Below are 23,594 nucleotides of genomic sequence, written 5' to 3'. Positions count from 1 at the left end.
AGCGAGGTTTGGGGGCGCGCTTACTGGATGGCGCCCGGGCCGAGCAGCCCCGGCGCGGCCAGGAATCCGCCCAGCCGGCCCTGGGAAGCCAGCAGCAGGTCGCAGCACTCGCGGACCGCGCCACCGCCGCCAGGTTGCGTGGCGATCCAGTGGGCCGCCTGGCTGACATAGCCCGGCGCATTCGGCACGCTGGCGGCGAAGCCCGCGCGTTGCATTGCCGGCAGGTCGATGATGTCGTCGCCCATGTAGCCGGTCTGGTTCAGTTGGACCGCGCTGCGCTGCGCAAGTTCGGCCAATGCGGCACCCTTGTCGCGCACGCCCTGCATGATCTCGGAAATGCCCAGTTCGGCGGCGCGGCGCGCCACGATCGGGCCGGAGCGGCCGGTCATCAGAGCGACCTTCAGGCCGCCTTCCATCAGCAGGCGCAGCCCGTGGCCGTCCAGCGCATGGAAGCGTTTCTGCACTTCGCCGCTTTCCCCGTAATACAGGCTGCCGTCGGTGAGCACGCCGTCCACGTCGAAGACCATCAGGCGCACGGCGGCGGCGCGTTCGCGCACGCCCGGCGGGATGCGGGCCAGGACCAGCGCTTCGGCGGGGTGGGTGATCGAGGGAGGAAGAGTCATAGTCATACCACTTTGGCGGCCATCAGGTCATGCATGTGCAGGGCGCCGAGCAGGCTGCCATCGGCATCCAGCACCAGCATGTGATTGAGCCGCAGTTCGTCCATCTGGCGCGCGGCCTCGACGGCCAGCGCGTCCGGGTTGATGCTGCGCGGCGAGCGTGTCATGCCGGCCTCGACGTTCAGGCTGCGGATGTCGCCGTAGCGCGCGATCAGGCGACGCAGGTCGCCGTCGGTGAAGATGCCCACGGGGCGGCGCTGCGGGTCGCATACGACGGTCATGCCCATGCCTTTGGCGGACATGACCTCGAGTGCCTGCGCCACCGGCGTGCCCAGGGCCACCACGGGCAGGGCGTCGCCCTGGCGCATGACGTTGCGCACGTGGGTCAGCAGGCGGCGGCCGAGGGCGCCGCCAGGATGCGAGCGGGCGAAATCCTGGGGGCCGAAGCCGCGCGCTTCGAGGCAGGCCACCGCCAGGGCGTCGCCCAGCGCCAGGGCGGCCGTGGTGCTGGCAGTGGGCGCCAGGTTCAGGGGGCACGCTTCCTGGGCCACGCTGGCGTCCAGGTGGACATCGGCCAGCAGGGCCAGTTCGGACTGCGGATTGCCCGTGATGGCGACCAGGCCCGCGCCCATGCGGCGGGCGACAGGCAGGATGGTCAGCAATTCCTGGCCGGAGCCGGAGTACGAAATGGCGATCAGGACGTCGTCGCGGGTGATCATGCCCAGGTCGCCGTGCACCGCCTCGGCGGCGTGCACGAAGAAGGCGGGCGTGCCGGTGGAGGCCAGCGTCGCCGCGATCTTGCGGGCCACATGGCCGGTCTTGCCGATGCCGCTGACCACGACGCGGCCGCGGCAGGCCAGCAGCATGGCGACGACCTGCGCGAAGCTGTCGTCGAGCCGGGCGGACAGGTCCAGGATGCCCTGGCTTTCGATTTGCAACGTCCTGCGCGCAGATGCCAGCGCGGTCTCGGACGATGTGGTGGGATGGTCGGTCATCAGGGGATTTTAATATCAGGTTGCGGGTTTGCCCCGGGCTGGGGGGTATGGCATCCTGGCGGCTCTTTCATCCGGCTATCACTCTTTACTTTCCAGGCCCGCTCCATGTCCAGCATTCCCAGTCCCGTCCTCGGCACGCCCCTGTCCCCCCTGGCCACCCGCGTCATGCTGCTCGGGTCGGGCGAACTGGGCAAAGAGGTCATCATCGCCCTGCAGCGGCTGGGCGTGGAAGTCATTGCGGTGGACCGGTATGCGGACGCGCCCGGACACCAGGTGGCGCATCGCGCGCACGTGGTGTCGATGACGGATCCCGAAGCCCTGGAAAAGGTCATCCGGCAGGAGCAGCCGCACGTTATTGTCCCCGAAATCGAGGCCATTGCCACCAATTTGCTGGTGCAGCTCGAATCGGCCGGCGTGGCGCGGGTCACGCCGACCGCCCGGGCGGCGCAACTGACCATGAACCGCGAGGGCATCCGCCGTCTGGCGGCCGAGACCCTGGGCCTGCCCACGTCGCCCTATGCCTTCGTCGACACGGAAGACGAGTTGCGCCAGGCCATCGATGGCGGCATCGGCTATCCCTGCGTCATCAAGCCGGTCATGTCGTCGTCCGGCAAGGGCCAGTCCCTCATCAAGGCGCCCGAAGAGGTCGCGTCCGCCTGGCGCTACGCCCAGGAAGGCGGCCGGGTCGGCGGCGGCCGCGCCATCGTCGAGGGCTTCATTCGCTTCGACTACGAAATCACACTGTTGACCGTCCGCGCCCGTGGCGCCGACGGCCAGGTCGAGACCCGCTATTGCGAGCCGATCGGCCACAAGCAGGTCGACGGCGACTATGTCGAAAGCTGGCAGCCGCATCCCATGTCGCCGGCCGCGCTGGCGCGGGCCCGCGAGATCGCGTCGGCGGTCACGGCGGAATTGGGCGGACTGGGCATCTTCGGTGTCGAACTGTTCGTGGCCGGTGACCAGGTCTGGTTTTCGGAAGTGAGCCCGCGGCCGCACGATACGGGCATGGTCACCATGATCACCCAGGCCCAGAACGAATTCGAGCTGCACGCCCGCGCCCTGCTGGGGCTGCCGGTGGACACCTCGCTGCGCCAGCCCGGCGCCAGCAGCGTCATCTATGGCGGCGTCGACGCCCAGGCCGTGTCGTTCCACAACGTGGCGCAGGCTCTGGCCGAGCCCGGCACCGATATCCGCCTGTTCGGCAAGCCCGAATCCTTCGTCAAGCGCCGCATGGGCGTGGGCCTGGCCGTGGCCGACGACGTCGCGGCGGCCCGTGCCAAGGCCAAGCGCGTTTCCGCCGCCGTGACCGTCAAGGCCGGCTGAGCTTCCCGCTTTTCCCGGGCGCTTGGCGCCCGGCTTCCCGTTGTTTCCCGCCACCGCCCCACCGGCCGGTGGCTTTTTTTCGTCGTTCGGCCGCAACAAACGCCGATTGAATCCACGGCGAAAGCGGTTGAATACGCTGCGCTTGCGGTCTTGCCCCCACCGGGAGTGTGGTTTGTGTTTTCGCACAGTTTGTTCGATAATTTCAGGAATTTCTGAAAACGGCGTAACTATTTATGTTTGCGCCGTTGCATTTGTCGGCCTGGATTCCTCATGGTGCTTACCCCCCAAAACGAACGTTTCGTCCTGCACTTCGGCGAAATGGGCAGCCGTTGGGGCGTGAACCGCACCGTCGGCCAGATCTACGCCTTGCTGTTCCTGGCGCCCCAGCCCCTGCATGCCGACGACATCGCCGAAACGCTCGGCTTTTCCCGCTCGAACGTCAGCCTGGGCCTGAAGGAACTGCAGTCCTGGCGCCTGGTGAAGCTGGTGCACCAGGTCGGCGACCGCCACGACTACTTCGAGACCCCCAAGGATGTGTGGGAGATCTTCCGCATCCTCATGGAAGAAAAGCGCAAGCGCGAGATCGATCCCACCCTGACCCTGCTGCGCGACACGCTGCTCGAGCCCCCGAGCGGGCCCGATGGCGCCTACGCCCAGCAGCGCATGACCGAAATGCTGGAGCTCATCGAACTGTCCACCGGATGGTTCGATGAGGTTCAACGTCTGCCGCCGGAGACACTGCAGAACCTGATGAAACTGGGTTCGAAGGTGCAGAAAGTGCTGGGCTTCGCCGGCAAGTTGCGGGGCAAGGGTTGATTTTTGATCTGCCCCGTTTTTTTCAGGAAACCTCTATGAAGCTGTATACAACGCCCTTATCATGGCGCCAGAGTCGGCCTGGGAACCATGCCGGTTGCTGTGGCTACTCACCTGCAAGGGAGCGCCTCAATGATTGATCTCGACGTCGTCAACCTGTCGCGATTCCAGTTTGCCGCGACCGCGCTGTACCACTTCCTCTTCGTCCCCCTCACGCTCGGCCTGTCGTTCATCCTGGCCATCATGGAGAGCGTGTACGTCATGACTGGCCGCCCCATCTGGAAGCGGATGACAATGTTCTGGGGCACCCTGTTCGGCATCAACTTCGCGCTGGGCGTGGCCACGGGCGTGGTCATGGAGTTCCAGTTCGGCATGAACTGGTCGTACTACAGCCATTACGTGGGCGACATCTTCGGCGCGCCGCTGGCGCTCGAAGGGCTGATGGCCTTCTTCCTGGAAGCCACCTTCGTCGGCCTGTTCTTCTTCGGCTGGAACCGCATGTCCAAGGTCAGCCACCTGGTGGTGACCTGGCTGGTGGCGTTCGGCACCAACTTCTCGGCGCTATGGATCCTGATCGCCAACGGCTGGATGCAGAACCCGGTGGGCGCGGTGTTCAACCCCGACACCATGCGCATGGAAATGACCGACTTCGCCGCGGTGATCTTCAACCCGGTGGCGCAGGCCAAGTTCGTGCACACGGTCAGCGCGGGCTACGTCGCGGGCGCCATGTTCGTCATGGCGATCAGCGCCTGGTACCTGCTCAAGGGCCGCCACACCGACCTGGCCAAGCGCTCGATGGCGGTGGCCGCCAGCTTCGGCCTGGCTTCTGCGCTGTCGGTGGTGGTGCTGGGTGACGAAAGCGGTTATCTCACCACCGAGCACCAGAAGATGAAGATCGCGGCCATGGAATCCATGTGGCACACCGAGCCGGCGCCCGCGTCCTTCAACCTGATCGCGCTGCCCAACCAGGCCGAACGCAAGAACGACTTCGCCATCGAGATCCCCTACGTCATGGGCATCATCGGCACGCGTTCGCTGACGACGCCGCTGCTGGGCATCAACGACCTGATCCTGCGGGCCGAGAACCGCATTCGCGACGGCATGGTGGCGTACGATGCGCTGCAGAAGATACGCGCCAATCCCAAGGACGTCGACGCGCGCATGGTGTTCGACCGCACCTGGCCCGATCTCGGCTACGCGCTGCTGGTCAAGCGCTACCAGCCAGACATGAGCAAGGTCACCGAGGAAGACATCAAGAAGGCCGCGGTGGATACCGTGCCGAACGTGGCGCCGCTGTTCTGGGCGTTCCGCATCATGGTGGCCGTGGGCATGTACCTGATCCTGTTCTTCGGCGTGGCGTTCTGGCTGGCCTCGCGCGGCCGCCTGGACAGCCGTCGCGGCCTGCTGAAGGTGGCGCTGTGGAGCCTGCCCCTGCCCTGGGTCGCCATCGAGAGCGGCTGGTTCGTGGCCGAGTATGGCCGCCAGCCGTGGGTGATCGAAGGCGTGCTGCCGACGTACTACGCGGCATCGGGCCTGACCATCGCCGACTTGGCCATCAGCCTGACGATCTTCCTGGTGCTGTACACCGCGCTGCTGATCATTGGCGTGAAGGTCATGCTGCACGCCGTGCGCAAGGGCCCGAAGTCCGACGCGCCGGCCCCGGCCAGCGCCGCCGCCGATCCCGTCCACGCCGCCGTGCGCGCTTAAGGGGAGAGAAACAATGGATACCCTTATTCCTTTCGACTACGCCACCTTGCGGGTGGTCTGGTGGGTGCTGCTGGGCGCGCTGCTGATCGGCTTTGCCGTCATGGACGGCTTCGACCTGGGCGTGGCCGCGCTGTTGCCGGTGGTCGCCAAGACCGATGCCGAACGCCGCGTGGTGATCAACGTGGTCGGCCCCGTGTGGGAAGGCAACCAGGTGTGGCTGATCACCGCGGGCGGCGCCATCTTCGCCGCCTGGCCGCTGTTGTATGCCGCTTCGTTCTCGGGCTTCTACCTGGCGATGATGCTGGCGCTGATCGCGCTGATCCTGCGTCCGGTCGGGTTCAAGTACCGCAGCAAGATGGAAGGCACGCGCTGGCGCAACAGTTGGGACGGCGTGCTGTGCTTCTCGGGCGTGGTGGCCTCGCTGGTGTTTGGCGTGGCCGTGGGCAACATCATCCTCGGCGTGCCGTTCACGTTCGACGACAACGCGCTGCGCATGGTGTACCAGGGCCATTTCTACCAGTTGTTCACGCCCTTCGCGCTGCTGTGCGGCGTGTTGAGCGTGTTGATGCTGGCCATGCACGGCGCCGTGCTGCTGGCGTGGCGCACCGAGGACCCGGTGTCGTCGCGGGCCCGTAACTGGGGCCGCCTGTGCGCGCTGCTGACGCTGGCGCTGTTCGTCGCGGGCGGCTTCTGGGTGGCCAAGCTGGGCGGCCATGCGATCACCAGCACTGTCGACCTGCAAGGGCCGTCGGACCCCATGCTCAAGACGGTCGCCGTGGCGCCGGGCGCCTGGATGGCCAACTACGCCAAGTGGCCGCTGATGTGGATCGCGCCGGCGTTGGGCGTGGCCGGCGCCGTGCTGGTGCTGCTGCTGTTGACGCTGCGCGCCAATGTGCTGTCGTTCCTGGCCTCGGCGGTATCGATCGCCGGCATCATCCTGACGGTCGGCTTTTCGCTGTTCCCGTTCCTGATGCCCTCGTCCAGCAACCCGAAGGCGGGCCTGACGGTCTGGGACGCCTCCTCCAGCCACATGACGTTGTGGATCATGGTGATCGCCGTCGTCATCTTCCTGCCCATCGTGACGCTCTACACCGCCTGGGTGTACCGCGTGATGCGGGGCAAGGTGACCCACGCATCCGTGGGCGACACGCCCAACTCATACTGACAAGGAGTTTGCACCATGTGGTATTTCTCATGGGTACTCGGCCTGGGATTGGCGTGTGCGTTCGCCATCCTCAATGCAATGTGGTTCGAGCTGCGCGAAGGTCACTCGCATGACCCGCGCGCCAACCGCGACGACGAGTGAACGGCCGCGCGAGCAGCCTGGAGCACGATCCCTCGGCCAGCCTGCGCAAGCCGCCGCGCGAGCAATCGCGCTGGTTGATGGCGCTGGCCGGGGTGGCGCGGCTCCCGCTGATGTTGGCCGGCGCCGCGCCCCTGGCGTCGGGCGCGCTGCTGGTGGCGCAGGCCTGGCTGCTGGCCAGCGTGCTGGATGCCGCCATCGTCCGGCACGTCGCGCGCCAGGAGTTGCTGGGGCAGATCCTGGCCATCGTGGCCCTGATCCTGGTGCGTGCATGCATTACCTGGGCGGGTGAGCGCGCCGGGGCGGACGCCGCCGAACGCATCAAGCGCCATGTGCGCCAGGCCCTGTTTGCGCGCCTGCTGCAAAAAGGACCTGACTGGAGCCGCAGACAGGCCTCGGGTGAAATCGCCAGCGCGCTGGTGGATCAGGTCGAGGCGCTCGACGGCTTTTTCGCCAAGTACCTGCCGGCCATGGCCGCGGCGGCGCTGCTGCCGGTGGCGTTTTCGGTATTGCTGCTGCCGGTCGACGTGATCGCCGGGTTGGTGTTGTTGATCACGGCGCCGCTGATTCCCTTGTTCATGGCGTTGGTGGGCTGGGGCGCGCAAGGCGCCAGCCGCCGCCACTTGCGCGCTTTCGCCCGCCTGTCGGGGTTTTTCGCCGACCGCATGCGCGGCCTGTCGACACTGAAGCTGTACGGTCGCGCCGAGGCCGAGGCGGCGTCCGTGGCCGCGGCCAGCGATGCGCTGCGCCAGCGCACCATGTCCGTGCTGCGCATCGCCTTTCTTTCCTCGGCGGTGCTGGAGTTCTTTGCCGCGCTCGGCGTGGCGGGCGTGGCCGTCTACATCGGTCTGAGCTACCTGGGTTTCCTGGACCTGCGCTGGTCGCCTTTCACGCTGCAGGCCGGGTTGTTCTGCCTGCTGATGGCGCCCGAAGTCTATGCGCCGCTGCGCCAGTTCGCGGCGCACTATCATGACCGCGCCACGGCGTTGGCGGCGGTGTCGCAGATCGCCACGTTGTTCGATGGCCTGCCGCGGGAGGAGGGCGTCGCGCCCGCGTCCGATACGCCGCTGGCGCGCCCGCCGGGCGGCGCTGCGGCAACGGTGGCCGGCCTGACGGTGACGGCACCTGGCCGGCCCTCGCCGGTGTTGGCCGATGTGGCCCTGACGCTGGCGCCGGGTGAACATGTGGCGCTGATGGGCCCCAGCGGCATCGGCAAGTCGACCCTGATCGAAGCGATCGCGCGACTGCGCCCCGCCCAGGGCGACATCCGTCTGGACGGGGTGCCCCTGGATCAGTGGGGCGAGGCCGATTTGCGCGCGCGCGTAGCCTTGATCGGGCAGAAGCCGCAACTGCTGGCCGGCTCGATTGCCGACAACATCCGCCTGGGCCGTCCGCAGGCCGACGACGCGGCGCTGCGGGAAGCCGCCCGCCGTGCCTGTGTGCTGGAGTTTGCCGCCGGACTGCCGCAGGGGCTGGACACGCTGTTGGGCAGTCGCGGACATGGCCTGTCGGGCGGCCAGGCGCAGCGCGTCGCGCTGGCACGGCTGTTCCTGCGCGATCCGGGCCTGATCCTGCTGGACGAACCCACCGCGCATCTGGACGAGGCGACACAGGCGCGCGTACTGGACGAGATCCTGGCATTCGCCGCCGGCCGGACGCTGTTGCTGGCCACGCATTCGCCCGCGGTCGCCGCGCGTTTTCCGCGGGTGCTGCGCATCGCCGATGCCCAAGTGAAAGACGCATGAAGAATCTATTGCTGCTCCTGCCGCTCTACGCACGCCGCAAGGGCGGGCTGCTGCTGGCGTTGTTCTGCGCCCTGGCGACTGTCGCCGCGGGCGTGGGGCTGCTTGGCGTGTCGGGCTGGTTCCTTACCGGCGCGGCGCTGGCCGGCGCCGGGGGCGCCTTCAACCTGTTCGCGCCGTCCGCGCTGGTGCGCGGCCTGTCGTTCCTGCGGATCGTTTCGCGCTACGCCGACCGCGTGGTCGGGCATGCGGCCACGCTGCGCCTGTTGGCGGATTTGCGCGCGGCGGTGTTCGCCGCGCTGATCCGGTTGACGCCACGACAGCTGGCGCGCTATCGCAGCGGCGACCTGGTGGCCCGCATGACCGGCGATGTCGATGCGCTGGACACCGTCTTCCTGTTCGTGCTGGCGCCGCTGGCTACCGCCATCCTGGCCGGCGCGGCGCTGACGGCGGTGCTGGGCTATTGGGTGCCCGCGGCCGCGCTGGTGTTCGCGCTGGCCCTGCTGACGGTTTGCGTGCTGGTGCCGCTGTGGCTGCTGCGGGCGGCGCGCGCGCCTGGCGCGGCGGCGCAGGAAAGCGCCGCCGGATTGCGCGCCGCGACGTTGGACGCGGTCGATGGCCATGCCGACATGGTGGCGCTGCACGCGCAGGCGCAGACCCATGCGCATTTCGAACGGCTGTGCCAGACCAGCGCCAGGGCGCGCGCCAGCCAGGCGCGGGTGGCCGCCAGGGGGCAGTGGTTCCTGCAGGCGGCGGCGGGGCTGTCGCTGGTGGCCTTGCTGTGGTTCGGCCTGGCACAGCATGAAGCCGGCGCGCTGGAGGGGCCGCTGCTGGCGGGCCTGCTGCTGGCCGTGATCGGCATTTTCGAAGTGGCGGGTCCCATCATGCGCGGGGCCTCGCGCATGGGGTCGGCCCTGTCGGCCGCGCAGCGCATCCGCGATGTGGCGCAGCGCGAACCCGACATGCGCGATCCGGCCGCGCCCAGTCCGCTGCCGCGACGCGGCGCATTGGAAGTGGTGGACCTGACGTTCGCCTATCCGGCCAGGTCGGCGGAGCCGCCCGCGCCATTGCTGCGCGATCTGCGCCTGCGGGTGGAGCCCGGCGAACGGGTGGCGATCCTGGGCGAAAGCGGCGTGGGCAAGTCCACCTTGCTGCACCTGCTGTTGCGCCTGGAGGATCCGTTGGCGGGCCAGGTGCGCTACGCCGATGTGGACGCCCGCGCCTGCGCCCAGGCCGACTGGCATCGACGCATCGCCTTGCTGTCGCAGGATGCGCCGGTGTTCCTGGGAACGCTGCGCACCAACCTGCTGATTGGCGATCCGCAGGCCGACGATGCCACGCTGTGGCGCGCCCTTGACGCGGCCCGGCTGGGGGAGTTCGTGCGGGGCCTGCCCGACGGCCTGGATACCTGGACCGGCGAGACCGGCTCGCAATTGTCCGCCGGCCAGGCGCGGCGTCTGTGTCTGGCGCGCGCCTTGCTGTCGCCGGCAGAGGTCATCGTGCTGGACGAGCCGACGGCCGGTCTGGACGGCGCGGCCGAAGCCGCGTTCTTCGCCGACCTGGGGCAGGCGGTGCAGGGGCGCACGGTCGTGCTGGCGACGCACGCCGCATTGCCCGCTGGCGCCGTGGACCGCTGTTGCATATTGCGCGGCGGACAGTTGCATGACGTGTCATCGGCGATGGCAATCCTGGCTTAAGCGCGGTTGCGCGGTTATAGTTCGCGTTGCTTCAATTCTTCAGGGCCGTCTTCCATGCAGACCGACAACGCCGAGTACATCCGGCGCACCATCCGCAGCGTTCCAGACTGGCCCCAACCCGGCATCATTTTCCGGGACATCACGCCGGTGCTGCAGGATCCTCGTGCGTTCCGGGTGCTGATCGATCTCTTCGTCTACCGCTACATGCGCCAGCGCCTGGACCTGGTGGCCGGCGTGGACGCGCGCGGTTTCATCATCGGCAGCGTGCTGGCCTATGAACTCAACCTGGGTTTCGTGCCGGTGCGCAAGAAGGGCAAGCTGCCTTATCGCACGGTGGCCGAGGAATACTCGCTGGAGTACGGCAATGCCGCCGTCGAAATGCACACGGACTCCGTGCGCACGGGGCAGCGCGTCCTGCTGGTGGATGACCTGATCGCCACCGGCGGCACCATGTTGGCGGCGATCAAGCTGTTGCAGCGCCTGGGTGCGAACGTGGTCGAGGCCGCCGCCATCATCGACCTGCCCGAGCTGGGCGGTTCGGCCAAGATCGCGGCCACCGGCACGCCCTTGTACACCGTCTGTCAGTACGACAGCGCGTCCGTCTGAAACGCGGCGGCGAGCCCGAAGGAAAAGGGCTCAGGCGTCCGACAGCCGTGGCTGGATGAAGTCCAGGAAAGCCTTGGTCTTGGCGGGCAGCATGCGGGACGGCAGCAGGGCGAACAGGGGCAGCGGCGTCAGGCTCCAGTCGGGCAATACCCGCACCAGTCCGGCCTGCTTGATCGCGCGCTCCATTGCATCGAACACCAGCAGTGGCGTGATACCCAGCCCCTGGCCGGCCAGGCGTCCCAGCATGCCGACGTTGTTGGCGGACAGCCGCCCGGAGACCTGCACGCGCTCGACCTTGTCGCCTGAATGAAGCATCCAGAAGGATGACTCGTCGCGCATCGTCGGCCGCAGGCATTCGTGATGCGTCAGGTCGGCCGGCACCCGCGGTTCGCCGTGGCGTGCCAGGTAATCCGGCGAGGCATACAGCTGGTGGGCCATCAGCACGATCTTGCGTGAAATCAGGCTGGAATCGGGTTGCTGCCCGAATCGAAGGATCAGGTCGAATGGATTGCTGATGGGATCGATCGGCCGCATGCTCAGATCGAAATCGCACTCGATATCCGGATGCTGTTCGCGGAATTCGCGGATCACGGCGGGCAGGAACAACTGCGCCAGGCTGGTCGGCAGCGAGATGCGCAGGCGGCCCTTGGGCTGCACCGCCATATCGAGCAACTGATCGTGGGCGATGCGGGCTTCTTCGACGATGTGCCGGCACCGCTCGAAATAGATGGCGCCGGCTTCGGTCAGGTCGATCTTGCGGGTGCTGCGGTTGAGCAGCCGCATGCCTACGCTGCGCTCGAGTTCGCTGACACGGCGTGACAGCGTGGACGTCGGAATATTCAAGGCTTCCGCGGCATGGCTGAAGTTCTTGCGCTTGGCGACCTCGACGAAAAGCGCGATGTCGTTAAGCTGGATGTCCATGGAGCCCTCGATTTCAATTCCATTTCTGGCAGGGTCATATGATAAATGGAATTATTGTCCCGACAGTGGAAATGTCTATTTAGTTAGGACAAAGAAACTTCGGGGCGCGGCTGCGCCCATTTTTCGTTACACAGCTGGCGCGTAGCTGAATGGACGACGACGGATCACATCGGAGCAAGGTCGGCATTGCGCAATTGATGCGCAGGTTCCGCGTATGTGCTCGGCAATTGTCCCGCATATGCAAATATGTTCACCAAAATAAGGGTTTTTACTAAGGCCTGATCGCCAGATACTTCACCCCAGCAATCGAATTGACACATTGCCGCCGTCGCCCTGGCGGCGGACGGTGTGCCAGGTTTAGGATGGAGTCAACGCAATGAAAGCCCTAGCTACCGCAATCATGGTTACCGCAACGCTCGCGGGCATGTCCGCCGCCCACGCCGAAGGCAAGACCCGCGAACAGGTCCAGCAGGAACTGCAGGCCGCCAAGGCCGCCGGCCAGGTCACGTTCGGCGAACAGGATTACCCCCCCGCCATTCCCCAGCAGACCAACCTGACGCGCGAACAGGTCCAGCAGGAGCTGCAAAGCGCCAAGGCCGCCGGCCAGGTCACCAGCGGCGAGCTGGATTACCCGCCGCGTGCCGCCGCCCCGCAGGCCATGGGCAAGACGCGCGAGCAGGTGCGCGAAGAACTGGCCCAGGCCAAGGCCCGCGGCGAATACACCTTCGGTGAACTCGACTACCCGCCCAAGGGGCGCTGAGCCGTCACGGCCGCGCCGCACGGAGGCATAAGCCCCTGCAAGGGGGTTTTGCCTTTGATGCGGGAGGCTGCGTGTGGCCTCGCATGTGGTGTTTATGCCGCAAAAATTGTGCGGCTCGCGCAACAGGTGATGTCGATCGCCCGGCCCGCCGGGCCACGTCGCGGAGGCCGTCGCGGCGCGATTGCGAGCAACAATTCACATTTGATATCAAGACGTTAAAGCGCGTTCCTCGACGTGTGGAAGCGGCTGCCGCCGCGCATTATCCCACCCATGGAAAGTAGTTCTTCGAAATTCGGATTACTTCAAATTGTTCCAGGTCCGACACTAGATTCAGTGCAGACGCCGCTCGCTTTTTCGTAGCGGCACGCAGCCCGAAGCGGAACCCGCCGTACGGATGCGGACTGCCTTTATCTTGCCATTTCGAGGACTCTCATGAAAAAGACGCTATTGGCTGTCGCGTTGCTGACCGGCTTTGCCGGTGCCGCGCAGGCTGCCGACTCCGTGACGCTGTACGGCTTGATCGACGCCGGTATCGGCTACGAAAAAGTCAAATTCAACGGCAATTCGCAAAGCCGCGTCGCCGGCGTGCAGGGCGTGAGCAGCGGTTCGCGCTTCGGCCTGCGCGGCTCGGAAGACCTGGGCGACGGTTTGCGCGCCGTGTTCAACCTGGAAGGCGGCTTCGGCCCGATGAACGGCCAGTCGCTGCAAAGCGGCCGTCTCTGGGGCCGCCAGGCCACCGTGGGCCTGGACAGCGACTCGTGGGGCCGCCTGGAATTCGGCCGCCAGACCAACCTGGCCTCGAAGTACTTCGGCTCGATCGACCCGTTCTCGATCAGCTACAACAACGCCAACCTGGGCACCACGTTCAGCAGCGCCAACACGATGCGCCTGGACAACATGGTGCTGTACCAGACCCCCAGCATGGACGGCTTCAAGATCGGCGTGGGCTATTCGTTCAGCGCCGATGACAGCGTCGAAGACGGCGTCAAGGAAAAGCACCAGACCGGCTTTGCCACGGGCAACAACAACCGTGTGCTGACCGCGGGTGTGCAATACCTGAACGGCCCGCTGAACCTGGCGGCAGCCTATGACCGCTTCAATCCGTCCAATGACAACATCGGCGGCAAGTCCAGCGCGCGTATCCAGTCGTACCTGATTGGCGGCACCTACGACTTCGAGGTGGTCAAGGTGGCGGCGGCTTTCGGCCAGACTCGCGACGGCTGGTTCGTAGGCCAGAACATGGGCACCACGCCGGACGGCATGCAGAAGTTCGGCACGTTCAAGCTGGCCGACGGCTTCCGCGCCAACTCCTACATGATCGGCGCCACCGTGCCGCTGGGCCGCCACGCTGTCTTCGGCTCGTGGCAGCGCGCCACGCCGAGCAACGACAAGCTGACCGGCGACGACGCGACCTTCAACGTCTACAGCCTGGGCTACACGTACGACTTCACCAAGCGCACCAACCTGTATGCGTATGCGTCCTACGCCGACAACTACGCGTTCCAGCGCGATGCCAGCGACACCGCCTTCGCGGTGGGTCTGCGTCACCGGTTCTAAGCGCAGGCGCCGGCCTGGCTGCACCTTGCTGAATGCGCGGCACATCTCCGTGAGCCGCCGAGTGACAGCGAACCCCCCCTCCAGGTTGCAGCCGGGCGGGTCTTGAGCAAAGAAGGGCAGGGCCTCCGTTTGGAGGCCCTCTCGCTTTCCGGACCGGGAATTACAGGAACAGCTTGTAGGCCGGATTGTCGGTCTCGTTCCAGTGCGGATAGCCGAGCTCGGCCACGAAGTTGCGGAATTGCTTCTTGTCGGCCGGCGGCACCTGGATGCCGATCAGGATGCGGCCGTAGTCGGCGCCCTGGTTGCGGTAGTGGAACAGGCTGATGTTCCATTCCGGATTCATCGCGTTCAGAAAGCGCATCAGCGCGCCCGGCCGCTCGGGAAATTCGAAGCGGTACAGCAACTCGTCGCGCGCCTGCGCCGAGCGGCCGCCGACCATGTGGCGCAAGTGGGTCTTGGCCATTTCATCGTGCGTCAGGTCCAGCGTATCGAAGCCATGGCGGCGGAAGTGGCCGGCAATCCTGTCGGGTTCGGTCGGCGCTGAAACCTGCAGGCCGACGAAGACATGGGCGCGGTCGGAATCGGAGATGCGGTAATTGAATTCGGTCACGCTGCGCTCGCCGACCAGTTCGCAGAAGCGGCGGAAGCTGCCGCGCTGTTCCGGCATGGTGACGGCGAAGACGGCCTCGCGCATCTCGCCGACCTCGGCGCGTTCGGCCACGAAACGCAGGCGGTCGAAGTTCATGTTGGCGCCGCAGGCAATGGCGACCAGCGTCTTGTCCTTGAGCTTGTGTTCGGCGGCGTACTGCTTGGCGCCGGCCACGGCCATGGCGCCGGCCGGCTCCAGTACGCTGCGGGTGTCCTGGAACACGTCCTTGATGGCGGCGCAGATGGAATCGGTGTCCACCACGACGAAATCATCGACGTACTTGCGGGTGAGCTTGAAGGTCTCGGCGCCGACCAGCTTGACCGCGGTGCCGTCGGAGAACAGCCCCACGTCGTTCAACTGCACGCGGCGGCCGGCGCGCACGCTGCGCAGCATGGCGTCGGAGTCTTCGGTCTGCACGCCGATGATCTTGATCTCGGGGCGCAGCTGTTTGATGTAGGCGGCCACGCCGGCGATCAGGCCGCCTCCGCCGATGGCCACGAAGATGGCATCGATCGGGCCGGGATGCTGGCGCAGGATCTCCATGCCGACCGTGCCCTGGCCCGCGATCACGTCGGGATCGTCGAAGGGGTGCACGAAGGTCAGTTTTTCCTTTTTCTCCAGCGTCTGCGCGTGGGCGTAGGCATCGGAGAAGCTTTCGCCGGCCAGCACCACTTCGCCGCCCAGCCGGCGCACCGCGTCGATCTTGACCTGCGGGCTGGTGGTGGGCATGACGATGACCGCGCGGCAGCCGAGCCGGGACGCGGCCAGCGCCACGCCCTGGGCGTGGTTGCCGGCCGAGGCCGCGATCACGCCGCGGTTGCGCGCCGCCGGCGCCAGGTTGGCCATCTTGTTGTACGCCCCGCGCAGCTTGAAGCTGAAGACGGCCTGGGTGTCCTCGCGTTTGAGCAGGATCGTGTTCGCCATGCGCTGCGACAACAGCGGCGCGGCTTCGAGCGGCGATTCGACCGCGACGTCGTAGACCTTGGAGGTCAGGATGCGTTTCAGATAATCGGTGGACATGGACTGCGCGAGGGTTGGGGCGGAAAGAGGGCGGGGCGCGGGCAGGCCCGCGCGCCGTGGTGTGAGCGCGATTATTGCAGGGAAAGCCGCGTCTCTGAGGGTTTTCAGGCGCTTTCGCCACGCACCGGACGGCCGCGGCCGCGCGCGGCTACACTCGCTGGCATCATGGAAGAAAGCCTCCTCTCCGCCGTCCACTGGTTGCTTGGCCTGCTGGCCTTGCCCTCGGTCGGCCTGCCCGCGATCTTCGCGGTGTCGTTGATTTCCGCCACGCTGCTGCCGCTGGGGTCCGAGCCGGCGGTGTTCGGTTATCTGAAACTGTCGCCGGACATGTTCTGGCCCGCCATTCTGGTGGCGACCGCCGGCAACACCATTGGCGGGGCCATCAGCTATGCCATGGGCCTGGGCGCGGAGAAGGCGGTCGAGCGCTGGAAAGAGCGCCACCCGCACGCGCCGGCCGAACGACGCATGCGCGGCCGTTGGCACGAGCGCGCCCACGACTGGATCCACCGCATGGGACCGCCGGCGCTGCTGCTGTCCTGGCTGCCGGCGGTGGGCGATCCGCTGTGCGCCGTGGCCGGATGGCTGCGGCTGCCGTTCTGGCCTTGCGTGGCCTATATGGCCATCGGCAAATTCCTGCGCTATCTGGCCATGACGGCCAGCCTGCTGTGGCTGTTTCCCGGGCAGGTCTAGCGCTGACGTCCCGTTTAATTGGGGACATATAAACATGCAATTGCCCCGGTTTTGGACGCTTCCCAGGGGGTATTCGGGGGCAGTTCCGGCCAATGGCATAAAATAATTTTTTAAGGGCCCCCTCTTGCCGCCATGAACGCCCCACTCGCCAGCCACATCTTGAACGGGGCGACGCCGCCCGCAGCACCCGCGCGACTGCGCGAAATCCCCTACAACTACACGTCGTTTTCCGATCGCGAGATCGTCGGCCGTCTGCTGGGCGATGATGCCTGGAGCCTGCTCACCGACCTGCGCGGCGAACGCCGCACGGGGCGGTCCGCCCGCATGTTGTACGAGGTGCTGGGCGACATCTGGGTGGTGCGCCGCAACCCGTACCTGCAGGACGACCTGCTGGACAATCCCAAGCGCCGCAAGCAGCTGATCGATGCGCTGCACCATCGGCTGGGCGAGATCGACCGCCGCCGCGAACCCGGCGCGCCGGCCGAGGCCGGCCACGATCCGCATCGCGATGAGAAAGTGCTGGGCCTGCTGGGTCGGGCGCGTTCGGCCATTGCCGCCTTCGAGGGCGAGTTCGACCAGACCGCCATGCTGCGCAAGCAGGCGCAGAAGGTGCTGGGCCGCATCACCGCGCGCGACAACATCAAGTTCGACGGCCTGTCGCGCGTATCGCACGTGACCGACGCCACCGACTGGCGCGTGGAGTACCCCTTCGTGGTGCTGACGCCGGACACGGAAGACGAGATCGCCGCGCTGGTCACCGCCTGTATCGAGCTGGGCCTGACCATCGTGCCGCGCGGCGGCGGCACCGGCTACACCGGCGGCGCGATTCCGCTGACCTGGAAGTCGGCCGTCATCAACACCGAGAAATTCGACAAGCTGGGCAAGGTCGAGTCCTGTATCCTGCCCGGGCTCACCGAGCCCGTGGCCGTTATCCATGCCGGCGCCGGCGTGGTGACCAAGCGGGTGTCGGAGGCGGCCGAGGCGGCCGGTTTCGTGTTCGCCGTGGACCCGACCTCGGCCGAGGCCTCGTGCGTGGGCGGCAACATCGCCATGAACGCCGGCGGCAAGAAGGCCGTGTTGTGGGGCACCGCGCTCGACAATCTGGCCTGGTGGCGCATGGTCGACCCGGACGGCAACTGGCTCGAAGTGACGCGCCTGGCGCACAACATGGGCAAGATCCATGACGTCGACGTGGCCCGTTTCGAACTCAAGTGGTTCGACGGCCGCGGCAAGCCGGGCGAGCGCCTGCTCAAGACCGAGACCCTGGAAATCGCCGGCCGCGTGTTCCGCAAGGAAGGCCTGGGCAAGGACGTCACCGACAAGTTCCTGGCCGGCCTGCCGGGCATCCAGAAGGAAGGCTGCGACGGCCTGATCACGTCGGCGCGCTGGGTGCTGCACCGCATGCCCAAGCATACGCGCACGGTCTGCATGGAATTCTTCGGCCAGGCGCGCGACGCGATTCCTTCGATCGTCGAGGTCAAGGGCTACCTGGACGGCGAGGGCCGCGCCCGCGGCGCCATCCTGGCCGGCCTGGAGCACCTGGACGAGCGCTACCTGCGCGCGGTTGGCTATGCCACCAAGAGCAAGCGCGGCTCGCTGCCCAAGATGGTGCTGATCGGCGATATCGTCGGGGACGACGAGGACGCCGTGGCCGCGGCCGCCAGCGAAGTGGTGCGCCTGGCCAACACCCGCCACGGCGAAGGCTTCGTCGCGGTGAGCGCAGAGGCCCGCAAGAAGTTCTGGCTCGACCGCTCGCGCACCGCGGCGATCGCGCGCCACACCAACGCCTTCAAGATCAACGAAGACGTGGTGATCCCGCTGCCGCGCATGGGCGAATACACCGACCATATCGAGCGCATCAACATCGAGCTGTCGACCCGCAACAAGCTGCGCCTGCTGGGCGCGCTGGACGACTACCTCTGTACGCCGCTGCCCGTCGGCAAGGCCGAGGACGCCGCCGACGACGATGAAACCCGCGCCGAGGTGCTGGCCGAACGCACGCGCCAGGCCATCGAGCTGCTGGCCGCCGCGCGCCAGCGCTGGCAGTGGTTGCTGGACAATCTGGACCTGCCGTTGGCGGACGCCATGCCGCAGTTGGAAACGCTGGGCATGGGCCATCTGCGCGCCACGCTGGCCGAGCGCCTGGCGGCGCAGCCGCAGGCGCGCGTGTTCGATGTGGTGCAGGACCGCACCATCCGCGTGTCGTGGAAGACCGAGGTGCTGGCCGGCCTGCAGGCCGCGTTCTCGGGCGCGGCGCGCAAGCCGATCCTGGACGAGCTGGTGGCGATCCATGGCCGCGTGCTCAAGAGCCGCGTATTCGTGGCGCTGCACATGCACGCCGGCGACGGCAACGTGCACACCAACATTCCGGTCAACTCGGACGACTACGGCATGCTGCAGGAGGCCCACCAGGCCGTCGAACGCATCATGCAGATCGCGCGCGACCTGGATGGCGTGATCTCGGGCGAGCACGGCATCGGGCTGACCAAGTACGAGTTCCTGACGGAGGCCGAACTGGCGCCGTTCCAGGACTACAAGCGTCGCGTCGATCCCAACGGCCACTTCAACGCCGGCAAGCTGATGCCCGGCGCCGACCTGCGCCACGCCTGGACGCCCAGCTTCAACCTGATGGGCCACGAATCGCTCATCATGCAGCAGAGCGACATCGGCGCCATCTCCGATTCGATCAAGGACTGCCTGCGCTGCGGCAAGTGCAAGCCGGTCTGCGCCACCCATGTGCCGCGCGCCAACCTGTTGTACTCGCCGCGCAACAAGATCCTGGCGACCTCGCTGCTGGTCGAGGCCTTCCTGTACGAAGAGCAGACCCGCCGCGGCGTCAGCCTGAAGCACTGGGAAGAATTCGAGGACGTGGCCGACCACTGCACCGTTTGCCACAAGTGCTACAACCCCTGTCCGGTCGACATCGACTTCGGCGACGTGTCGATGAGCATGCGCGCCGTGCTGCGCCGCATGGGCCGCAAGTCGTTCAATCCGGGCACGGCCAGCGCCATGTTCTTCCTGAATGCCAAGGACCCGGCCACCATCAACGCCACCCGCAAGGCGATGGTGGGGGTGGGCTACAAGGTGCAGCGCGCCGCGCATGACCTGCTGTCGGGCCTGGTGAAGAAGCAGACCTCGGCGCCGCCAGCCACGGTTGGCAAGCCGCCGCTGCGCGAGCAGGTGGTGCACTTCGTCAACAAGAAGATGCCTGGCGGGCTGCCCAAGCAGGCCGCGCGCAAGCTGCTGGACATCGAGGACGCGAACTACGTGCCGATCATCCGCGACCCCAAGGCCACCACGGCCGACACGGAAGCGGTGTTCTACTTCCCGGGCTGCGGTTCGGAACGCCTGTTCTCGCAGGTCGGCCTGGCCACGCAGGCCATGTTGTGGCATGCAGGCGTGCAGACCGTGCTGCCACCGGGCTACCTGTGCTGCGGCTATCCGCAGCGCGGCAACGGCATGACCGACAAGGCCGAGCAGATCATCACCGACAACCGGGTGCTGTTCCACCGCGTTGCCAACACGCTCAACTACCTGGACATCAAGACCGTGGTGGTCAGCTGCGGCACCTGCTACGACCAACTGGCCGGCTACGAGTTCGAGAAGATCTTCCCGGGCTGCCGCCTGATCGACATCCACGAGTACCTGCTGGAAAAGGGCATCAAGCTCGAAGGCGCCAAGGGCGTGCGCTACATGTATCACGACCCCTGCCACACGCCGATGAAGCTGCAGGATCCGATGAAGACGGTGCGGTCGCTGGTGGGCGACGGCGCCGTCAAGAGCGACCGCTGCTGCGGCGAGTCGGGCACGCTGGCGGTCAGCCGGCCGGACATCTCGACCCAGGTGCGCTTTCGCAAGCAGGAAGAGTTGCTCAAGGGCGATGCGGCCTTGCGCAGCGATGGCTTCACGGGCGACGTCAAGGTGCTGACTTCGTGCCCGTCGTGCCTGCAGGGCCTGTCGCGCTACCAGGGTGATACCGGCATGGACGCCGACTACATCGTGGTCGAGATGGCGCGCCACATCCTCGGCGAAGGCTGGATGGAAGACTACGTGCGCCGCGCCAATGCCGGCGGCATTGAGCGCGTGCTGGTGTAGCGACCGGCGCGGCTGGTATGGCGCGAGGAACGCCCGGCGGTGACGCTGGGCGTTTCGCTTTTTGGCGGACCGGCGCACCGGTTGGGCCAACAGAAAGCTTGAGTTGCAATTTTATTGCAAATAACATTGCGTCTCAGTTGTAATATGAGGCGTCGCTTTCCCCATGCCTGTTTCTTCCCGCTCCCCCCTGCTGGCCGTCGTCCTGGCGGCCGCGGCCAGCCTGCCGGCCCATGCCGCGCGCCAGCCGGTCGCCGAAGCGCCACTGTCTGGCGAAACCGAGTTCCACTGCCGCTTTGGCAAGGACAACAGCACCGAGTGCGTCAGCACCTATCGCTACACCATCCTGACCCTGGCCGGGCGCGACCTGGTATCGCGCATCGACCGCAGCTACGCCGAGAACGACAGCCTCAAGGTCGAGCGCGCCGAACTGATCCAGCCGGGCGAAAAGCCGGTGCCGCTGGCCGCCGCCCAGATCGACACCCGCATGGCGCCCAATCCGGACCAGGGCTTCCTGCGCCAGAAGCAGACTTCGCTGGCCTTTCCCAATCTGCGCGTGGGCAGCACCATCGTCTACACCTTGCGTGAACACTTTGCCGGCATCCCTTCGGCCACGCAGTTTCATTACGTGCTGGATCTGCAACCACGCGCCGTGCGCCAGGAGCGCTTCCGCGCCGAGTTCAGCGCCGATCGCCCGATGATCTGGCGCGGCCAGGCCATGGATGCCTACCGCGTCGAGGCGGCGGCCGATGCCAGGCACATCACCGTGGAGCTGAAGGCCACGCCTTACTACTACGCCTACGTCAATGAGTCGGACCAGGGTTATCTGCGGCAGTCGCCGCGCCTGGAGATCGGCAGTGCCGACGCGCTGCAGGATTATTTCGGCCCGTTCGCCAAGCGCTACAACGAGATCCTGGCGGCCCCGCTGCCGCCGAACGCCGCCGCGGTGGTCGCGGCGCAGCGCGACAAGCCCGCGCCCCAGGCCGTGGCCGGCCTGATGCGCCATCTGCACGAACACTACCGCTACCTGGGCGACTGGCGCAGCAGCGAGCGTGGCCAGATTCCGTTTGCGCTCGACGAGATCGAGCGCCGCGGCTACGGCGACTGCAAGGACCTGGCGGTGCTGCTGGTGGCCATGCTGCGCGCGGCCGGCATCGCGGCCGAACCCGCCCTGGTGGCGCGCGGCACCATGGCGCCCGAGGTATTGCTGCCCGGCCTGGCCGCGCCCAACCATGCCATCGTGCGCGCCCGCGTGCAGGGCGCGACCTGGTGGCTGGATCCCACCAACCCGGTGTTCGTGCCGGGCTTCACCATGCCCGATATCCAGCAGCGCTGGGCGTTCGTCATGGACAGCCGGAGCAATATGCGGCGCGAGGACATCGCGCTGGAGGCACCGGGCGTCGGCGTCGTGGTGACGCGCAACGAGCGGTTTGGCGAGGACGGGCAGGCGCAGGTGCGCGCATCGGTCGAGGTGGGGCGCATGGTGGCGGCCGAAGTCAGCGTGGGTGATCTGCAGAACGGCGTGACGGCGATGGACCAGGCGCTGTGCCGCAGTTTCGCCGCCAAGAATCGCGATTGCCGGCTGCAGCGCGCCGCCAGCGATTTCGTGGTGCCCGCCACCTATCGCATCGACGCCACGCTGGTGGACCTGCGGGCGCTGGAACGCGTCGGCCGGCAGTATGTGCACACGCAATCGCACCTGGGCGATGACTGGGAGGCCTTCGCCCGCTACCGCCAGACCGGCCAGCTGGCGGATATCTATCTGGGCACGCCGGAGACCGCGTCGTACGACGTGACGCTGACGGGCGGCCAGGTCGACGCGCCGGCGCTGCATTGCCAGGTGCGCTCACCCTGGATCGATGTGGACCTGGACGGCAAGCCCGCCGCCTCGGGTTACCAGTACCGCTATCGCAGCGTCCGCAAGGTCAGCTGGTTCAGCCATGCGGACATCGTGTCGGATGGCTTCGGCCAGGCCATCGACAAGGGCCGGCAGTGCGTGGAATCCCTGCGCCTGGCGGTGACGCTGCCGGGCAAGTGACCGGCCGCCTGTCCTTCGCCAGTGGCGCGGTCACCAATGAAAAACGCGGCCCCGGGGCCGCGTTTTTCATTGGCAAGACGCGCTCATTCGAGCTTGATGTTGGCCTTCTTGATCACGTCGGCCCAGGTGGCGCGCTCCTTGTCGGCATAGGCCTTGAAGTCCTGCGCCGACATGGGCATCGGGATGACGCCCATGTCCAGCATCTTCTGCGACACGGCAGGCGACTTCAGCGTGGCGTCGAGTTCGGCGGACAGCTTCTTGACCACGGCTTCCGGCAGACCGCCGGGGGCGACCAGGCCTTGCCAGGCGTAGGCGGTGAAGTCGGGCACGCCTTGTTCGGCCATGGTGGGCGCGTCCGGCAGCACGGCAACGCGCTCGGGCGTGGCCGCGCCCAGCACGCGCAGCTTGCCGGCCTTGACGTTGGGCAGGCCGGCGGCCAGGTCGATGAACATCACGTCCACCTGTCCACCCAGCAGGTCCTGGATGGCGGGCGCCGCGCCCTTGTAGGGCACGTGCAGCAGGTTGGCGCCCGTGCGCTGCTTGAACAGCTCCAGCGCCAGGTGGTGCGGCGAGCCGGCGCCGGCCGAGGCGGCGGTCAGCTTGCCGGGTTCCTTCTTGGCGGCCTGGATCACGTCGGCGACCGTCTTGTAGGGTGAATTGACGTTCACCGCCAGCAGCAGCGGGAACTTGGCGATGCCGCCGATGTAGGTGAACTTGGACGGATCGTAGGCCAGCTTGGCGTACAGCGTCGGGTTGTAGGCCAGGGTGCCGGAGTCGGCGGTGCCGACGACGTAGCCGGTGGGTTCGGCCTGCGAGATCGCGGTGGCGCCGATGATGGTGGCGGCGCCGGGGCGGTTCTCGACCACGATGGTCTGGCCCAGCGGTTTCTCGATGCCGCTGGCGACGGTGCGCGCGACCACGTCGGCGCCGCCACCGGCCGGGTAGGGCACGATCCAGCGGATGGGTTGGGTGGGCCAGGATTGGGCGGCGGCCGCGGTGGCGGCCAGCGACAGGGCGGCAAGCGCCAACAGGCGCCGGGCGTGCTTGTGCATGGGGAGTCT

Annotated in this window: 18 protein-coding genes; 13 read left to right on the top strand and 5 right to left on the bottom strand. The window is 67.0% G+C overall.

Translation table 11 applies throughout. The features are described from left to right. Nucleotides 1–20: 20 nt before the first annotated feature. On the bottom strand, nt 21–629 hold the full coding sequence (locus ACUTAG_RS12855) for a KdsC family phosphatase (RefSeq protein ID WP_006389886.1): 609 nt from the start codon (nt 627–629) through the stop codon (nt 21–23). Continuing rightward, nucleotides 626–1,615, bottom strand: a complete 990-nt coding sequence (locus ACUTAG_RS12850; protein WP_006389888.1) for a KpsF/GutQ family sugar-phosphate isomerase — start codon at nt 1,613–1,615, stop codon at nt 626–628. Before ACUTAG_RS12850 ends, ACUTAG_RS12855 begins: the two co-directional genes overlap by 4 nt. Nucleotides 1,616–1,720: 105 nt before the next feature. On the opposite strand from ACUTAG_RS12850, the gene purT reads away from it, so the two are divergent. From purT to ACUTAG_RS12810, 8 genes are all read left to right on the top strand, one after another. After that, the gene (gene purT, locus ACUTAG_RS12845; RefSeq protein WP_026382131.1) at nt 1,721–2,938 is read left to right on the top strand and encodes a formate-dependent phosphoribosylglycinamide formyltransferase; all 1,218 of its coding nucleotides are present in this window, start codon (nt 1,721–1,723) and stop codon (nt 2,936–2,938) included. Between the two features lie 270 nt (nt 2,939–3,208). Further along, nucleotides 3,209–3,754 carry a GbsR/MarR family transcriptional regulator gene (locus ACUTAG_RS12840; protein ID WP_148317397.1) on the top strand — a complete coding sequence of 182 codons (546 nt, stop codon included), beginning with the start codon at nt 3,209–3,211 and terminating at the stop codon, nt 3,752–3,754. Nucleotides 3,755–3,883: 129 nt separating this feature from the next. Next, a complete protein-coding gene (locus ACUTAG_RS12835) occupies nt 3,884–5,458 on the top strand; it encodes a cytochrome ubiquinol oxidase subunit I (RefSeq protein ID WP_006389891.1) in 1,575 nt (524 codons plus the stop codon). A 13-nt stretch (nt 5,459–5,471) separates the two neighbouring features. Next, nucleotides 5,472–6,623: a cytochrome d ubiquinol oxidase subunit II gene (gene cydB / locus ACUTAG_RS12830; protein ID WP_006389892.1), complete on the top strand. Its 1,152-nt coding sequence runs from the start codon at nt 5,472–5,474 to the stop codon at nt 6,621–6,623. 15 nt (nt 6,624–6,638) lie between these two features. Then, the gene (gene cydX, locus ACUTAG_RS12825) at nt 6,639–6,764 is read left to right on the top strand and encodes a cytochrome bd-I oxidase subunit CydX (protein WP_020925984.1); all 126 of its coding nucleotides are present in this window, start codon (nt 6,639–6,641) and stop codon (nt 6,762–6,764) included. Further along, on the top strand, nt 6,761–8,506 hold the full coding sequence (gene cydD / locus ACUTAG_RS12820; RefSeq protein ID WP_076469714.1) for a thiol reductant ABC exporter subunit CydD: 1,746 nt from the start codon (nt 6,761–6,763) through the stop codon (nt 8,504–8,506). The genes cydX and cydD overlap by 4 nt, the downstream gene beginning before the upstream one ends. Next, complete coding sequence (gene cydC / locus ACUTAG_RS12815; protein WP_006389895.1) at nt 8,503–10,200, top strand: thiol reductant ABC exporter subunit CydC; 1,698 nt, start codon at nt 8,503–8,505, stop codon at nt 10,198–10,200. Before cydD ends, cydC begins: the two co-directional genes overlap by 4 nt. A 54-nt stretch (nt 10,201–10,254) precedes the next feature. Then, complete coding sequence (locus ACUTAG_RS12810) at nt 10,255–10,806, top strand: adenine phosphoribosyltransferase (protein WP_006389896.1); 552 nt, start codon at nt 10,255–10,257, stop codon at nt 10,804–10,806. A 30-nt stretch (nt 10,807–10,836) separates the two neighbouring features. Here ACUTAG_RS12810 and ACUTAG_RS12805 read toward each other — a convergent pair whose 3' ends face one another. Further along, nucleotides 10,837–11,727 (bottom strand): LysR family transcriptional regulator, encoded by an 891-nt coding sequence (locus ACUTAG_RS12805; protein ID WP_006389897.1) that lies wholly within the window; start codon nt 11,725–11,727, stop codon nt 10,837–10,839. Nucleotides 11,728–12,103: 376 nt separating this feature from the next. Here ACUTAG_RS12805 and ACUTAG_RS12800 point away from each other — a divergent pair, with 376 nt between their 5' ends. Both ACUTAG_RS12800 and ACUTAG_RS12795 read left to right on the top strand, forming a co-directional pair. Continuing rightward, nucleotides 12,104–12,487 carry a DUF4148 domain-containing protein gene (locus ACUTAG_RS12800; RefSeq protein ID WP_045952948.1) on the top strand — a complete coding sequence of 128 codons (384 nt, stop codon included), beginning with the start codon at nt 12,104–12,106 and terminating at the stop codon, nt 12,485–12,487. Nucleotides 12,488–12,919: 432 nt separating this feature from the next. Then, on the top strand, nt 12,920–14,044 hold the full coding sequence (locus tag ACUTAG_RS12795) for a porin (protein ID WP_026382136.1): 1,125 nt from the start codon (nt 12,920–12,922) through the stop codon (nt 14,042–14,044). Between the two features lie 160 nt (nt 14,045–14,204). On the opposite strand, the gene ilvA is transcribed toward ACUTAG_RS12795, so the two are convergent. Next, the gene (gene ilvA, locus ACUTAG_RS12790; RefSeq protein WP_006389900.1) at nt 14,205–15,713 is read right to left on the bottom strand and encodes a threonine ammonia-lyase, biosynthetic; all 1,509 of its coding nucleotides are present in this window, start codon (nt 15,711–15,713) and stop codon (nt 14,205–14,207) included. A 165-nt stretch (nt 15,714–15,878) separates the two neighbouring features. Between ilvA and ACUTAG_RS12785 the strand changes: the two genes are divergently transcribed. From ACUTAG_RS12785 to ACUTAG_RS12775, 3 genes are all read left to right on the top strand, one after another. Next, the gene (locus ACUTAG_RS12785) at nt 15,879–16,403 is read left to right on the top strand and encodes a YqaA family protein (RefSeq protein ID WP_020925988.1); all 525 of its coding nucleotides are present in this window, start codon (nt 15,879–15,881) and stop codon (nt 16,401–16,403) included. 132 nt (nt 16,404–16,535) lie between these two features. Further along, nucleotides 16,536–20,498, top strand: coding sequence for a DUF3683 domain-containing protein (locus ACUTAG_RS12780; protein ID WP_107316815.1), 3,963 nt, complete (start codon nt 16,536–16,538; stop codon nt 20,496–20,498). Between the two features lie 163 nt (nt 20,499–20,661). Beyond that, on the top strand, nt 20,662–22,533 hold the full coding sequence (locus tag ACUTAG_RS12775) for a DUF3857 domain-containing transglutaminase family protein (protein WP_148317395.1): 1,872 nt from the start codon (nt 20,662–20,664) through the stop codon (nt 22,531–22,533). 83 nt (nt 22,534–22,616) lie between these two features. Here the strand turns inward: ACUTAG_RS12775 and ACUTAG_RS12770 are convergent, their stop codons facing one another. Further along, a complete protein-coding gene (locus ACUTAG_RS12770) occupies nt 22,617–23,585 on the bottom strand; it encodes a Bug family tripartite tricarboxylate transporter substrate binding protein (RefSeq protein ID WP_020925991.1) in 969 nt (322 codons plus the stop codon). Nucleotides 23,586–23,594 lie beyond the last annotated feature (9 nt).

It is taken from the genome of Achromobacter sp. CSND-B12, assembly GCF_052906545.1.
The sequence above is the reverse complement of the archived record's forward strand: the minus strand, read 5'-3'. Positions and strand labels throughout refer to the sequence as shown.

Excerpts from the sequence above, each read along its gene's own strand:
- ACUTAG_RS12855 (WP_006389886.1), bottom strand. The coding sequence starts at position 629 with ATGACTATGACTCTTCCTCCCTCGATCACCCACCCCGCCGAAGCGCTG.
- ACUTAG_RS12850 (WP_006389888.1), bottom strand. The coding sequence starts at position 1,615 with ATGACCGACCATCCCACCACATCGTCCGAGACCGCGCTGGCATCTGCG.
- purT (WP_026382131.1), top strand. The coding sequence starts at position 1,721 with ATGTCCAGCATTCCCAGTCCCGTCCTCGGCACGCCCCTGTCCCCCCTG.
- ACUTAG_RS12840 (WP_148317397.1), top strand. The coding sequence starts at position 3,209 with ATGGTGCTTACCCCCCAAAACGAACGTTTCGTCCTGCACTTCGGCGAA.
- ACUTAG_RS12835 (WP_006389891.1), top strand. The coding sequence starts at position 3,884 with ATGATTGATCTCGACGTCGTCAACCTGTCGCGATTCCAGTTTGCCGCG.
- cydB (WP_006389892.1), top strand. The coding sequence starts at position 5,472 with ATGGATACCCTTATTCCTTTCGACTACGCCACCTTGCGGGTGGTCTGG.
- cydX (WP_020925984.1), top strand. The coding sequence starts at position 6,639 with ATGTGGTATTTCTCATGGGTACTCGGCCTGGGATTGGCGTGTGCGTTC.
- cydC (WP_006389895.1), top strand. The coding sequence starts at position 8,503 with ATGAAGAATCTATTGCTGCTCCTGCCGCTCTACGCACGCCGCAAGGGC.
- ACUTAG_RS12810 (WP_006389896.1), top strand. The coding sequence starts at position 10,255 with ATGCAGACCGACAACGCCGAGTACATCCGGCGCACCATCCGCAGCGTT.
- ACUTAG_RS12805 (WP_006389897.1), bottom strand. The coding sequence starts at position 11,727 with ATGGACATCCAGCTTAACGACATCGCGCTTTTCGTCGAGGTCGCCAAG.
- ACUTAG_RS12800 (WP_045952948.1), top strand. The coding sequence starts at position 12,104 with ATGAAAGCCCTAGCTACCGCAATCATGGTTACCGCAACGCTCGCGGGC.
- ACUTAG_RS12795 (WP_026382136.1), top strand. The coding sequence starts at position 12,920 with ATGAAAAAGACGCTATTGGCTGTCGCGTTGCTGACCGGCTTTGCCGGT.
- ilvA (WP_006389900.1), bottom strand. The coding sequence starts at position 15,713 with ATGTCCACCGATTATCTGAAACGCATCCTGACCTCCAAGGTCTACGAC.
- ACUTAG_RS12785 (WP_020925988.1), top strand. The coding sequence starts at position 15,879 with ATGGAAGAAAGCCTCCTCTCCGCCGTCCACTGGTTGCTTGGCCTGCTG.
- ACUTAG_RS12780 (WP_107316815.1), top strand. The coding sequence starts at position 16,536 with ATGAACGCCCCACTCGCCAGCCACATCTTGAACGGGGCGACGCCGCCC.
- ACUTAG_RS12775 (WP_148317395.1), top strand. The coding sequence starts at position 20,662 with ATGCCTGTTTCTTCCCGCTCCCCCCTGCTGGCCGTCGTCCTGGCGGCC.
- ACUTAG_RS12770 (WP_020925991.1), bottom strand. The coding sequence starts at position 23,585 with ATGCACAAGCACGCCCGGCGCCTGTTGGCGCTTGCCGCCCTGTCGCTG.